The organism is Streptomyces sp. NPDC091649, assembly GCF_044756785.1.
Taxonomy (GTDB): domain Bacteria; phylum Actinomycetota; class Actinomycetes; order Streptomycetales; family Streptomycetaceae; genus Streptomyces.
This window is the reverse complement of record NZ_JBIVTR010000014.1, coordinates 170,896-184,141: the sequence shown is the minus strand read 5'-3', so window position 1 is coordinate 184,141 and position 13,246 is coordinate 170,896. Positions and strand designations below refer to the sequence as shown.

General features: G+C 72.3%; 12 protein-coding genes and 2 pseudogenes. 10 read left to right on the top strand and 4 right to left on the bottom strand.

Going from position 1 to position 13,246, the window contains the following annotated elements; translation table 11 throughout:
• Positions 1 to 187: 187 nt before the first annotated feature.
• Positions 188 to 609 (top strand): annotated as a pseudogene (locus ACIQMU_RS23205) (FAD-binding protein); the annotation flags it as partial.
• A gap of 16 nt (positions 610 to 625) precedes the next feature.
• Here ACIQMU_RS23205 and ACIQMU_RS23200 read toward each other — a convergent pair.
• From ACIQMU_RS23200 to ACIQMU_RS23190, 3 genes and pseudogenes are all read right to left on the bottom strand, one after another.
• Positions 626 to 929: pseudogene (locus ACIQMU_RS23200) on the bottom strand (dihydrodipicolinate reductase); the annotation flags it as partial.
• 119 nt (positions 930 to 1,048) lie between these two features.
• Complete coding sequence (locus tag ACIQMU_RS23195) at positions 1,049 to 4,000, bottom strand: CARDB domain-containing protein (protein WP_352242706.1); 2,952 nt, start codon at positions 3,998 to 4,000, stop codon at positions 1,049 to 1,051.
• A gap of 164 nt (positions 4,001 to 4,164) precedes the next feature.
• A complete protein-coding gene (locus ACIQMU_RS23190; protein ID WP_402689588.1) occupies positions 4,165 to 5,058 on the bottom strand; it encodes a UbiA family prenyltransferase in 894 nt (297 codons plus the stop codon).
• Between the two features lie 118 nt (positions 5,059 to 5,176).
• Between ACIQMU_RS23190 and ACIQMU_RS23185 the strand changes: the two genes are divergently transcribed.
• The 7 genes from ACIQMU_RS23185 (at position 5,177) to ACIQMU_RS23155 (ending at position 11,187) form a co-directional block, all read left to right on the top strand.
• A complete protein-coding gene (locus tag ACIQMU_RS23185; RefSeq protein WP_352242708.1) occupies positions 5,177 to 6,229 on the top strand; it encodes a 3-oxoacyl-[acyl-carrier-protein] synthase III C-terminal domain-containing protein in 1,053 nt (350 codons plus the stop codon).
• A 97-nt stretch (positions 6,230 to 6,326) separates the two neighbouring features.
• A complete protein-coding gene (locus ACIQMU_RS23180) occupies positions 6,327 to 6,854 on the top strand; it encodes an isoprenylcysteine carboxyl methyltransferase family protein (RefSeq protein ID WP_352242709.1) in 528 nt (175 codons plus the stop codon).
• Positions 6,851 to 7,867 (top strand): FAD-dependent monooxygenase, encoded by a 1,017-nt coding sequence (locus ACIQMU_RS23175; RefSeq protein ID WP_352242710.1) that lies wholly within the window; start codon positions 6,851 to 6,853, stop codon positions 7,865 to 7,867. Before ACIQMU_RS23180 ends, ACIQMU_RS23175 begins: the two co-directional genes overlap by 4 nt.
• 153 nt (positions 7,868 to 8,020) lie before the next feature.
• Positions 8,021 to 9,682, top strand: coding sequence for an MFS transporter (locus ACIQMU_RS23170; RefSeq protein ID WP_402689587.1), 1,662 nt, complete (start codon positions 8,021 to 8,023; stop codon positions 9,680 to 9,682).
• Positions 9,661 to 10,137, top strand: a complete 477-nt coding sequence (locus tag ACIQMU_RS23165; protein ID WP_352242712.1) for a VOC family protein — start codon at positions 9,661 to 9,663, stop codon at positions 10,135 to 10,137. Before ACIQMU_RS23170 ends, ACIQMU_RS23165 begins: the two co-directional genes overlap by 22 nt.
• 94 nt (positions 10,138 to 10,231) lie before the next feature.
• Positions 10,232 to 10,630, top strand: a complete 399-nt coding sequence (locus ACIQMU_RS23160; protein WP_352242713.1) for a DUF6221 family protein — start codon at positions 10,232 to 10,234, stop codon at positions 10,628 to 10,630.
• Between the two features lie 353 nt (positions 10,631 to 10,983).
• Positions 10,984 to 11,187, top strand: coding sequence for a cold-shock protein (locus tag ACIQMU_RS23155; RefSeq protein WP_032791721.1), 204 nt, complete (start codon positions 10,984 to 10,986; stop codon positions 11,185 to 11,187).
• A gap of 125 nt (positions 11,188 to 11,312) precedes the next feature.
• On the opposite strand, the gene ACIQMU_RS23150 is transcribed toward ACIQMU_RS23155, so the two are convergent.
• Positions 11,313 to 11,561 carry a hypothetical protein gene (locus ACIQMU_RS23150; protein WP_352242714.1) on the bottom strand — a complete coding sequence of 83 codons (249 nt, stop codon included), beginning with the start codon at positions 11,559 to 11,561 and terminating at the stop codon, positions 11,313 to 11,315.
• A gap of 235 nt (positions 11,562 to 11,796) precedes the next feature.
• On the opposite strand from ACIQMU_RS23150, the gene ACIQMU_RS23145 reads away from it, so the two are divergent.
• The gene (locus tag ACIQMU_RS23145) at positions 11,797 to 12,024 is read left to right on the top strand and encodes a DUF5133 domain-containing protein (protein ID WP_352242715.1); all 228 of its coding nucleotides are present in this window, start codon (positions 11,797 to 11,799) and stop codon (positions 12,022 to 12,024) included.
• A 25-nt stretch (positions 12,025 to 12,049) separates the two neighbouring features.
• Positions 12,050 to 13,141: a glutamate--cysteine ligase gene (locus ACIQMU_RS23140; RefSeq protein WP_352242716.1), complete on the top strand. Its 1,092-nt coding sequence runs from the start codon at positions 12,050 to 12,052 to the stop codon at positions 13,139 to 13,141.
• Positions 13,142 to 13,246: the final 105 nt, after the last annotated feature.

Sequence of the window (13,246 nt, the reverse complement as noted above, 5' to 3'; positions counted from 1 at the left end):
AAACGCCTCTTCAACGCCGGATCAAGCCTCTTACCGCCCACGGTCCTCGCAACTCCCATCGATCATGAGTGTTGCGAGGACCGCTAGAACCTAAGAGGTCCGGGGCCCCTGTGCCGTGCCAGGCTGCGGCAGAGCGGAGAAGTTACTCCCGGGTTCCCGTGACTTGCCAGGCGATCGACAGTAGAACCTGTTGCACTCTGTCGAGAGTGAGGGGCGTCACAAAGGTGTCTCGCGTCGAAGATTCATCACTGGAACAGGTTCTCCTCTCGGTGCGGCGGCGATAGCCGGGCACGCCCCACCCGCGTGGGCGGGCGTCCGCGCGGCAGCGGCGCCCATCGGGTCGGGGCCCGAGTGCCGGTCCTGGTCATCGGCACCGGTTACGGCGGCTCGGTGGCCGCCCTGCGGCTCGCCCAGGCCGGCACGGACGTCCATATGGTCGAGAAGGGCATGGCCTGGGACACGCCGGGCGCGGACGGAAAGATCTTCGCCAACACCACCAGGCCCGACGACCGCTCCTTCTGGCTGCGGACCCGGACCAAGCAGCCGCTGAGCAACTTCCTCGGCTTCCCCATCGACAAGAACGTCAACCGCTACACCGGCATCCTGGACGAGAGCGGGTAGAGGGGGGCGTGACGACGACCGCGCCGGCCCGGACCGCCCGGCCGGCGTCGGCGAGGGTCTCGTCGGGACGGACGTCGCCGACGCCGCGTAGACCACCGCCCGGGGGCGCGCGGACAGGACGGCGGTGATGTCGTCGGTGGCCACGACCCCGAGCGCGCGCCCGGCCCGCCGAGTTCGCCCGCGTCGCGGCCGACCTTGGCGGGATCGTGCACCAGGACGGCGGCGAGTGTCAGTGCCGGATGGGCGTCGACGGCGCGGATCGCCGCGCGGCCGACGTTGCCGGTGCCCCGGACGACCGTGGGAATCATGCGCGGAGGGTAGCCCCGGGACCGTGCGCTTCCCAGAGTGGTGACGGGACGAAATCCGCTGGGAGGAAGGGGAGTTCCCGGGCCGGCTGTATCCGCCGGCCCGGGAGTCCTGTCCGGGTCTACCGTTCGGCGCGTGCGCTGTTCGGGTTCCCGCTGATCGTGAACTGTGAGCCGGGCTCGATCAGCACATCGCCGTCGGCCGAGTCGGTGATGGTCACATCGGACAGCGTGGCGTTGCCACGGGCGCCGCCCATCGCGAGGATGCCGGACCCGTTGGTGGACTTGTCGATCCGGACGTTCTCGATCCTGACGTCCGGCATCAGGCCGCCGCCCGTCTTGAACTGGATGCCGTCATAGGTGGAGTCGATGATGTCCGTGTCGCGGATCGTGACTCCGGGGATCGGCAGGTTCTGCGGGAAGAGGGTGATCGCACCGAACTCCTGGTCCTCGTTCCAGAAGGCGCCGCCGGTGCGGTACAGGCCGTTGTTGGCGATCAGCGTCTGCCCGGAGAACGGCAGCGGGTCGTGGTCGGTCGCCAGCATGATGGCCGGGTAGTTCATCGTGTCGGAGATCAGGTTGTTCTCGATCGTGTTGTCGTAACCCCCGTAGAGCGCGATGCCGTTGGCGCGCCACGGAAGCTGGATGGTGTTGTTCCGGAAGCTGTTGTCGTGGCCGATGTCGACGGACTGGTCCTTGACGTATTTGCTGGACCAGACCGCGAGCGCGTCGTCGCCGGTGTTGCGGAACGACGAGTTGTAGACCGTGGAGTTCCGGGTGCCGTTCGCGAAGTTGATGCCGTCGGCGTACGTGTTGCGGATCCGCATACCGGTGAACTCGACACCGTCGCCCGGGTTCCACAGCTCCTGGATGTTGGTGTAGTCGCGACCGGCCCAGACGCCCACGTTGGCGTGCTCGATCCAGACGTTGCTGATCTTCGTGTCCTGGCCGAACCGGCCGTTCAGCGCGACTCCGCCCTCGTGGTCGCCGTCGCCGCCGCGGATGGTGCCGGAGCCGAAGATGGCGATGTCGGAGATGCGTGTGTTGTCGTCGATGTCGAAGCCGAAGTTGCCCTCGTGCGGGTGGTTGATGCCGCCCGCCTCGTGCGGCGGGGTCAGCGCGTAGAGCTGGGAGTGCCACATGCCCGCGCCCCGGATCGTCACGTCCCGGATGCCGACCTGGTTCCACTGCCCCCGGTCGAGCGGGTCGTCCGTGAGGATCTTCCGCTCCTGGCGCCACTGGCCGGCCGGGATCCACACGCAGTCGATCTCACCGTTCTGGTTCGCCGTCACCGCGCGCTGGAGGGCGGCCGCGTCGTCGATCCCGTCGTTCGCCACCGCCCCGTACGTCGTGATGGACACGCAGCCCGACGGCTGCGACGACGGCGCGGCCACCTGCTCCAGGTCGATCAGGTCGATGATGTAGAAGGAGGCGTTGTCGCTCGCGTCCCGCTGGAGGCGGAATTCCGTCCCCGCCGGGTAGGTCTGCGTGAGCAGGGCGTGCGACTCGTCGAACAGCCGCCGCGCGTCACCGCCGGGGGTGTTGGTGAGCCCTTCGGGGCTGTCGGTGTTCCCGTACAGCCAGCTGTGCTTCGAGGATAGGTCGAGCTTGCGGACGAACTGTCCGTCGGCGTACAGGCTGATGGTGGCCTCGCGGCCGCCCCCGCCCGGTGCGTCCGGGATGGAGTTGCGCACGACGACGGAGTTGGACGGCGCGGTCGAGGTGAACTGAACGAAGTCACCGGTGGAGTCGAGCCGCACCGATGCGCGGCCGGAGGACTCGGTGGCGAAGTTGGTGTGGCCGAAGGTGCGCTTCGCGTCCGACTCCAGCAGCGTGCCCTCGTAGTCGGCGTCCTCCGCCTCCAGTTCGGTGTACGGCACGGCCGCGCCGCGCCCGACCACGAGGGAGCGGGCGAACACGTTGTTGGTCTCACTGGTCTCCGCGACCCGGTTCGTGGCGTCCGCGGTGGCGGTCAGCGTGGCACCGCCGCTCGTCGCCGTCCAGCTGCCGTCGACCGTGACGTTCGCGGTCGCGCCCGCCGCGATCGCCGGGGTGGTGCCGTCGAGTGTGGTGGAGCCGACGGTCAGACGCGTGACGGTGCCCGCGCTCACGGCGCTGGTGCCGCGGTTGTGCACGGCCACGCCGAAGGTGACCGCCGCGCCCACGGCCGGGTTGGCCGGGCTGGAGGTGATGGAGCGGACCTCCAGGTCGGGGCCGGGGCTCTGGCCGACCACCAGCGGGGAGGCGGTGGTCCGACCGTTGTTGGCGTTGTCCGACTCGACGACCGTGTCGGTCGGGTCCACCAGCGCCGAGACGGTGTACGAGCCCTGCGGCCTCGTGCCGACCTCGACCGAGACCGGGGCAGAGGCCCCGGCGGCGAGCGGGCCGACCGGGGCGCTGCCCACGACCACGCCGCCCAGGCTCACCTGTACGGTCGTCGCGGGGGACGCGGCCGAACCGCTGTTGCGGACGGTCCCCCCGATGGTGATGTCGTCCGTCTCGGACGGTGACGACGGGCTCCAGGACAGAGCGCTCACGGTCAGATCGGGGTTGGGGGCCGCCGTTCCCAGGACCTGGATCTCGGCGATCTGCGCACCGGGCGCCCCGGTGTTGGAGGAGAATCTGAGCCGGAGGTCGGCGACCCGCCCGTCCACCGGGATGGTCACCGTGTTCCGGTTGCCGGCCGGGTCGAACGCGTAGCCGGCGCGGGCCCGGAGCGAGGTGAACGCGGTGCCGTCCTGGGTGCGGCCGAGCACCTGGATGTCCTGGGTCCGGGCCGCCCAGACCGGGTCCGGGTTGAGTTTGACGACCACGGACCGGAGGTCCGCGTCCGCCCCGAGCCCGACCGTCAGGTCGGAGGGGAGGCCGTTGGACTCCCAGTAGCTGGTGATGTTGCCGTCGTTGGCGTTGGCGGCCGGGTATTCGCCGTGCGATCCACTCGCGGCGACGGGTTTGCCCCGGGCCAGGTCGGTGGCCTCAGCCGCGCTCGCGGCGACGGGCAGGAGTCCGACGGAGACCATCCCGGCTATCAGCAGCCCGGCGATCGACCGTCCGGAGAGTCGCTTCCATCTCATAGTGCCCTCTACTTCCACGAGATTTGAGCTTGCAAGTCAATCTTTTGCGTTGAGAGATTCACAGATTTCTGCTCAGTATCTGATTTGTCAACGGTCCTCGCATGGTCACGTCAACTGAATAGGTGAACTGACGTGATGTCAGAAGGCGGGCCGGCCCGGCCCGTTCACGCCGCGGACGTGCCCCGGGCCACCAATAGGGCCAGGTCGACCGCCGCCACGGCCACCGCTCCGGCCAGGGCCGACTTGCGCCACCGGCGTCCGAGCGCCGGGCCCGCGAGCGCCGCCGCGACGGCCAGGACGAGCGCCGCCACGCCGCCGGCGTCCATCGGTCCGGGCGGCCCCAGCGCCAGCACCGCCGTGGCGCCGAGGAGCGGCAGCGGAAGCAGCAGCCGGGTCCCCGTGGCGCCCAGCCGCTGCGGAAGGCCCCGGACCCCGGCCGCCCGGTCGGCCGCGATGTCCGGGAGCGTGTCGGCCAGATGCGCCGCGAACCCGAGGAGGGCCCCGGCCGTCACCGTCCACCACCGGGGCCACGGACCGCCGGGCAGGGAGAGGGTGACGGCGGCGGGCAGGGCGCCGAATCCGACGGCGTACGGCAGCCAGGACAGGACGGTCGCCTTGAGGCGGAGGTTGTAGAGCCAGGCGGCGGTGACCGCGGCGAGGTGCACGGTGCCGGCGAGGCCGCCGCAGGCCAGCGAGAGCGGTACGCACAGAGCGAGCGCGGTCGCCGCCGCCGCCCATACCGCGCCCGGCCCCACCGTGCCGTCGGCGGCGGGCTTGTCCCGGCGAGCGGCGAGGGCGTCACGCCGTGCGTCGTACGCGTCATTGCACCAGCCCACCGAGAGCTGGCCGGTCAGGACCGCCCCCGTGACCAGTGCGGAGCGGATGCCGCCGAGGCCGGAGCCGAGGGCGAGGGCACAGGCGAGGGCCGTCACCGCGAGCGCCGGCCCCGGGTGGCACGCGAGCGCCAGCCCGGCGATCCGGCCCCGCCGCCGCGCGTCCACAGGAACCGCTCCGGCCGGAGCCGCGCCGACCGGGCTCACCCTGTCCGTGGCGTCCATCGGGCGATCGTAGGGGCCCGCAACCCCGTCAATGCGATGACCGGGCGGGTCTTTTGCACCGATTCATTATCTTTTGTGGGCAGGATGGGGTCATGACGCCACCGAAGCAGGAGGCAGGATGACCCGCATCGCCGCGGTGCACGGGGCTCTGCCGCCCCATCGCCACACCCAGCGCGCGGTCACCGACATGGTGGCCCGCACCTGCCTGCCGGCCGGCGCCGACCGCCGCGTCCTGGACCGGCTCCACGAGAACGCCCGCGTCCGCACCCGGCACACCGTCCTGCCCCTGGACGGCTACCGCGGACTCGACGACTTCGGCGCCTCCAACGACGTGTACATCCGTTCCGCCGTCGACCTCGGCGCCCAGGCCGTGCGCGGTGCGCTGCGCGCGGCGGGGCTGCGGCCCACCGATGTCGACCTGCTGATGTTCACCTCCGTCACCGGCATCGCCGTCCCCTCCGTCGACGCCCGCCTCGTGACCCGCCTCGGGATGCGCCCGGACGTCAAACGGCTGCCCGTCTTCGGCCTCGGCTGCGTCGCCGGAGCCGCCGGAACGGCCCGGCTGCACGACTACCTCCTCGGCCGCCCCGACGACGTGGCCGTGCTGCTGTCCGTCGAGCTGTGCTCCCTCACCTTCCAGCGCCACGACGCCTCGCCCGCCAACCTGGTGGCGACCGCGCTGTTCGGCGACGGGGCGGCCGCCGTGGTCGCCCTCGGCGGCCGTCGCGCCGTCGCGGGCCCCGAGATCGTGGCCACCCGCAGCCGGATGTACCCGGACACCGAGCACGTCATGGGCTGGAACATCGGCCGCACGGGCTTCACCGTGGTCCTCGACCCGGCGGTGCCCGACGTCGTCCGCCGCTATCTGGCCGATGACGTAGGGGAGTTCCTCGCGGAGCACGGCCTCAAGCCGAAGGACGTCGCCCACTGGGTGTGCCATCCCGGCGGCCCCAAGGTGCTGGAGACCGTCACCGAGGTGCTCGATCTGCCCGACGGCGCGCTCGACGTCACCTGGCGCTCGCTGGCCGACGTCGGCAACCTCTCCTCGTCCTCCGTGCTGCACGTCCTGCGGGACACCATCGAACAGCGCCGCCCGGAGCCGGGCACCCCCGGCCTCCTGCTGGCCATGGGACCCGGATTCTGCTGCGAACTGGTGCTGCTGCGCTGGTAGGACGCAGAGCCCCGATGCCTCCGCCGGCCCTCGCGTCCAGGGGGCGGGCCACCCCGCCGCCCCCGCGCCCGAACCCGCCCGTGAACGGGAGTCACCCATGATCTGGTACACCCTGCTGGTGCTGGCCGTCGCGGCCGAGCGCCTCGCCGAGCTCGTCGTGGCCCGCCGCAACACCCGCTGGAGCCTCGCCCGCGGCGGCGCCGAATCGGGCCGCGGCCACTATCCGGCGATGGTCGCGCTGCACACCGGACTCCTGGCTGGCTGCCTGGCCGAGGCCGGGTTCGCCGAACGCGCCTTCGCGCCCCTGCTCGGCTGGGCGATGGCCGCCGTCGTCGTGCTCGCGCAGGGGCTGCGCTGGTGGTGCGTCCGTACGCTCGGTCCCCGCTGGAATACGCGGGTCATCGTGGTGCCCGGCCTGTCCCCGGTGACCGGCGGTCCCTACCGGTGGCTGAGCCACCCGAACTACGTCGCCGTCGCCGCCGAGGGCCTGGCGCTGCCCCTGGTCCACGGGGCGTGGGTGACGGCCCTGGTGTTCACCGTCCTCAACGCCGCTCTCATGGCGGTGCGGATCCGGTGCGAGGACGGGGCGCTGGCCCGCCTCCCCGCCGTGGAGGCACGGGCGTGATCGACGTCCTGGTCGCGGGCGGCGGACCGGCCGGGCTGGCCGCCGCGATCCGGGCCGCTTCGGCGGGGCTGGAGGCGGTGGTGGTCGAGCCGCGCACCGCACCGGTCGACAAGGCGTGCGGCGAGGGCATCATGCCCGGCGGCGTCGCGGCCCTGCGCGACCTCGGCGTACGGGTGACCGGCCACGCACTGCGGGGCATCCGCTACACCGACGGCCGGCACAGCGCGGAGGCGGCCTTCCGCGGCGGCCCCGGTGCGGGCGTCCGCCGCACCGAACTCCAGGCCGCCCTGCACGAGCGGGCCGCCGCCCTCGGCGTACGCGTGGTCACCGGAAAGGTGGGGGAGATCCGCCAGGACGAGCACGCGGTCACCGCCGGCGGGCTCGCCGCGCGCTGGCTCATCGCCGCCGACGGGCTCCACTCCCCGCTGCGCCGCGCCCTCGGCCTCGACCGGCCCTTCCCCGGGCCCGGCCGCTACGGTCTGCGCCGCCACTACACGCTCGCCCCGTGGACGGACCATGTCGAGGTCCACTGGTCCCGGCACGGCGAGGCGTACGTGACCCCGGTCGGCGATCGCCTGGTGGGGGTGGCCGTCCTGAGCCGCGACCGCCGCCCCTACGACCGGCACCTGGCCGCCTTCCCCGTCCTCGCGGCCCGGCTCGCGGCCGCCCCCGGCGCCACCCCCGTACGCGGAGCGGGTCCGCTGCGTCAGCGGGCGCTGGGCCGGCGGGCCGGGCGCGTCCTGCTGGTCGGCGACGCCGCCGGATACGTGGACGCCCTGACCGGCGAGGGCATCGCCCTGGCGGTCGCCACCGCGACGGCCGCGGTCGACTGCCTGACCGCCGGGCGGCCCGAGGACTACCCGCGCCGGTGGGCGCGGGTCACGAGGCGCTACCGCCTGCTCACCGCGGCCCTGCTGGGCGCCGCGGGCCAGCCGTCCTCGGGCCGGCTGATCGTCGCCGCGGCCCACCGGGCGCCCGCCGTCTTCCGCACGGCGGTCCACGCGCTCCAGTGAACCGAGGCCCCGCGCGGCCCTCGTCGCTCGATTGGCGGGGCCCGGGGTTCCGTCATAACGTCGTTCGGGTGAACGCCCGCGTTCATCCGACCGATGGAGAAACCGGCCGCCCCACGGGGCGCACTGCCCTCGGCACGAGAGACGAACCCCACCATGACGGGCTCCTACGCGACACCTGTCGATACGGCCAAGACCTCTGATCGGCACCGCGGCGGACTGGCACTGCTGGTCATCGCATCGTGCCAGCTGATGGTGGTCCTCGACGTCACCATCGTCAACATCGCACTTCCGCACATGCAGAAGGATCTGGGGTTCTCCACCGAGAACCTCTCCTGGGTCGTCAACGCCTACACGCTGACCTTCGGCGGCCTGCTCCTGCTCGGCGGACGTCTCGGCGACATCCTCGGCCGCCGCCGGGTGTTCGTCCTCGGCGTGCTCCTCTTCGTGTTCGCGTCTCTGCTCGGCGGACTCTCCCAGGAGTCCTGGCAGTTGCTGGCGGCCCGCTCGCTCCAGGGCGTCGGCGGCGCGATCGCCTCGCCCACCGCCCTGTCGCTGATCACCACCACCTTCCGCGAGGGCCCCGAACGCAACCGGGCGTTCGGCGTGTTCGCGGCCGTCTCGGCGGGCGGCAGCGCGATCGGGCTGCTCGCGGGCGGAGTGCTGGTGGAGTGGCTGGACTGGCGCTGGGTCCTCTACGTCAACATTCCCATCGGCCTCCTGATCGCCTTGGCGACCCGCCGCTACATCCCCGAGTCCGAACGCCGTCCGGGCCACTTCGACGTCACCGGCGCGCTCACGTCGACGGTCGGCATGGTGCTGCTCGTCTACGGCTTCATCCGCGCCTCCGAGGACGGCTGGACCGACGCGCTCACCCTCGGCTCGTTCGCGGCCGCCGTGGTGCTCCTCGCGGTGTTCATCACGATCGAACGGGGCTCGAAACAGCCCATCACACCGCTGTGGATGTTCCGTGACCGCAATCGCGCCGGTTCTTACGCGATGATGCTCAGCCTCGCCGCCGCGATGTTCGGGATGTTCTTCTTCCTGACCCTCTTCGTGCAGAACGTCCTCGACTTCAGCCCGCTGCGGGCCGGCCTCGCCTTCCTGCCGGTGAGCGCCGTCATCGCGGTCAGCGCCGGCCTGGCCTCGCAACGGCTTCCCCGCTGGGGTCCCAAGCCCTTCATGGTGGCGGGCGCGCTCCTGGCCGCCGTCGGGCTCGGCTGGCTGACGCTGACCGACGTCCACAGCTCCTACCTCGGCTCGATCCTCGGTCCCATGCTCGTCTTCGGCTTCGGCATGGGCATGCAGTTCGTGTCGCTGACCCTCATGGCGGTCTCGGGCGTCGCCCCGAAGGAGGCGGGCGCCGCCTCCGGCATCCTCAACGCCACCCAGCAGGTCGGCGGATCCCTCGGGCTGTCGATCCTGGTCACGACGTTCGGCACGGCCAGCCGCGACGAAGCCACCGACCAGGTGCCGGGATTCCTCCGGGAGGGCACCCCCGCCCAACTGCTGGAGTTCCGCCGGACGGGCGAGCTGCCGCCGCCCTGGGGTGACGCGGTCCTCACCTCGGGCGTCTCCAGCGCCTTCGTCGTCGCCGCCTGCTTCGCCGTGGTCGCCGCCCTGGTCGCCCTGTTCGTCATCCAGGTCCGGCCCGCCGACCTGGCACGCCTCCAGGGCGGTGCGACACCGCTCGCCGGGGAGGCGACGGTCGACGGCGAAGCGGACGAACCACGCCGGGTCCCTGGCGGGCCGCCGCCCGCCAGGGACACCGACCCACCCGCGAAAGGGACTGACCGATGGACTGGACCCTCGAAGTGATCGAACTCCCCGTGACCGACATCGACCGCGCCCGGGACTTCTACCGGGACAAGCTCGGCTTCGCCGTCGACATCGACGACGAGGTGATGCCCGGCGCCCGCGTCGTCCAGTTGACGCCGCCGGGATCCGGCTGTTCGATCGCCCTCACGGACGGTCTCCCGCACCCGACCGGAACCCCGCGGCCGGGGGCGTACCACGGCCTCCAGCTCTGCGTCACCGACATCGGCGCCGCACACGCCGAGCTGGCCGGCCGGGGCGTCGAGGTCTCCGAGCCGCAGCGGTACGCCCCCGACGACGGGGCGACCTTCATGTACTTCACCGACCCGGACGGGAACGGCTGGGCGGTGCAGGAGTACCGCCGCCGGGAGACCGAACCCCTGCACCGGCTGCTCACCGACCGGGCCGCGGCGAAGACCGGGGACGCGGCCGGGAACACGGGGGACACGGTGGGGTGAACCGGATGCGGAGGTGGATCGTGCCGTGCCGGGTCCACCAGAATGCTCCCCGTAGCCAGTGCAGAGATCCATCAGCGCAAGGGAGCGGCATCCAATGGGCACCAACGCAGACATGGTGGCCTTCGTCCGGGCGCGGCTCGCCGACGAGGAACACGTCGCACTGGCCGCCGGCGGGGACCGATGGCGGTGCCCGGCCGATGTGCCGGGCGAGGTCCACGACCGCACCGGCGGGGTGGCTTTCACGGTGCGGGGCCGGGGCTTCGACCAGCACATCGCCCTCCAGGACCCCGCGCGGACCCTGGAGCGCGTCGAGACGAACCGCGTCATGCTCGGCGAGTACGTCGAGGTGGCCCACCTGGACACCGACCGCCCGGCCGAGGACTTCCGCTCCGGCCGGGCGGTGGGCCTGGGCTTCGCCGTACGGCAGCTCGCCGCCGAGTACGCCGGTCACCCCGACTACCAGGCGCGCTGGCTGCCCCGGTTCATCCAGTAGCGCCCGGGGGAAGGGGCCGGACGGCCTCCTGCTCACCGCGGCCGGACAGTGCGCGGGCGTCCGGCAGCCGGGTTCGCGTCACCGGGCGTCCATGCCCGGTGACACGCCGACAGGCCCTGAACGGACCGTAGTCGGTGTGGTACGAGCCGGTGACCGTGAAGGTGATCCACAGCAAAATGGCGTTGCTCTCTGGTGAGGAGTGATCCCGCCGTGTAGCGTCGCCGGAAGATGTCGTGGTTCGCAGTACCTGCCCGCGCCTGGCGCGGGCGTTTTGCTGTGCAGTGCCTGAGAACCAGGGCGATCACCTCCGGGTCCGCGCGGTGCGGATCCGTTCACTGCTGAGAGGTACAGGCATGGCCAGCGGAACCGTCAAGTGGTTCAACTCGGAAAAGGGCTTCGGCTTCATCGCGCAGGACGGCGGCGGCCCCGACGTCTTCGCGCACTACTCCAACATCAACTCCTCCGGCTTCCGTGAGCTCCAGGAAGGCCAGGCGGTGACCTTCGACATCACCCAGGGCCAGAAGGGCCCGCAGGCGGAGAACATCACCACCGCCTGATCCGGGTAGACCGACCCCGGAGCCCCGGAGCGCGACGCGCTCCGGGGCTCCGGGGCGTCCGGGTGAGCGCAGGGGCCGGACGGGTAGCCGGGACCACAGCCGGGCGGCACACCCGCACCGGCCGGTCAGTCCGTCGTCTCCTCGGGGGCCGGGTGCTTCTCGGGGTGTGCGCCCGCGTGGCGCGGAGAGCCCCGGCCGGCTCCGGCCTCGTCCAGTTCGGGGTCCCCGCTCTCCCGGGCGACCCGCTCGGGTATCGGTATGTCGAGAGCGTCCTCGCCCACCTGGGCCTGCTGGTCCGGCAGGTCCGCCGGTACGGGGGGCGGGCTGCCGGAAGCTCCGGTGTAGGCGGTGCCTTCCGGCCTGCGGTCGGTCATGAGAGCTTCCTTCCGTGCTGCCCCGGCAGGGCCGGGGAGGATCGGTGCGCTGTGGTGAGTACCCGCTCCCGCGCCAAGCAGTCCCCCCGCCCGGCGAGGCCCGGAACACACCGGCGCGCCGCCCGCCGGACATCTCGCCCCTGATGTGTGGCCCGCCGGTGTGTGGGTACCCGGGGCGTTGCCCCCACAGGGCACCCGACGTTCACCCGGCGAATCCGGCGGAAGGATACTTCGCATGCTGATGGCTCACCCGACCGTACTGCGCAATCTGGTCGAGCAGTACGAGGTACTGCGCGTGCTGCACGCGGAGAGCGGCGGTGAAGAGGCCCGGCAGCGCATGGACGACGTGGCGTACACGCTGTGCGTGTCGACCGGCACCGGCGACGTCGACAGCGCGCTGGTCGCCGCCCGCCACCGGCTGCCCGGCGCCCGGCCCGAGGACGACTCCGTCCTCTCCGCCTGACCGCCCGTCGAAGGGGAGGGGTGCTGTGGCCCGGACGGTGGGTGTCGAGGAAGAACTGCTGCTGGTCGACGCGGCGAGCGGAGAAGCACGGGCCCTGTCCTCGGCGGTGCTGGCGATCGCCGAGAAGGACGCGGGCGGAGTATCGGCGTTCGAGCCGGAACTGCACCGACAGCAGCTGGAGTTCTCCACGCACCCGTGCACGGACATGGGCGAGCTCGACGCCTCGGTCCGCCGGTGGCGTGCGGAGGCGGTACGGCACGCCGCCGACGCCGGGGCGTCGGTCGCGGCTCTGGCGACCTCGCCGCTCCCGGTCAGTCCCAAGATCGGCACGGGGGAGCGGTACCAGTGGATGGCGGAGCGCTACGGGCTGACCGCCCAGGAGCAGCTGACCTGCGGCTGCCACATCCACGTCTCGGTGGCCTCGGACGAGGAGGGCGTCGCCGTGCTCGACCGGGTGCGCCGCTGGCTCCCCGTCCTGCTCGCCCTGAGTGCGAACTCCCCCTTCTGGCAGGGGAAGGACAGCCGGTACAGCAGCTACCGCAGCCGGGTGTGGGGGCGCTGGCCGTCGGCCGGCCCGGTGGACGTCCACGGCTCCGCGGAGGCGTACCACGCCCAGGTGCGGTCGCTGATCGGTACGGGAGCGCTCCGGGACGAGGGGATGGTCTACTTCGACGCGCGCCTCTCGCACCGCTACCCCACGGTGGAGGTCAGGATCGCGGACGTCTGCCTGGACCCGGCCGACACCGTGCTGCTGGCCACGCTGGTACGAGGGCTGGTGGACACGGCCGCACGGGAGTGGCGGGCCGGTGAGCCGCCCCCGGCAGTCAGCACGTCCCTGCTGCGGGTGGCTTCGTGGCAGGCGGGCCGCTCGGGCCTGGAGGACCGGCTGGTCCACCCGCTCACCCTGCGGCCGGCGCCCGCTGCCGACGTCCTGCGGGTCCTGCTGGACCATGTCCGGGACGCGCTGGAGGACTGCGGCGACCTCGCGGCCGCGGAGAAGGCCCTGGCCGACGTGGTCCGGCGCGGGAACGGCGCCCGGGCCCAGCGCGAGATCCTGGCGCGGACCGGAAGCCTGCGCGACACCGTCGCCGAATGTATCCGCATCACGGCGGGATGAGCCGCCGCCCCCGGACCTCCGGCACCACCGCACCAGCCATGTCCCCCACGACCGCCTGAACAGCACCGCCTGAAAGCACCGGAAGAACGAAACCAGAGGAACGGA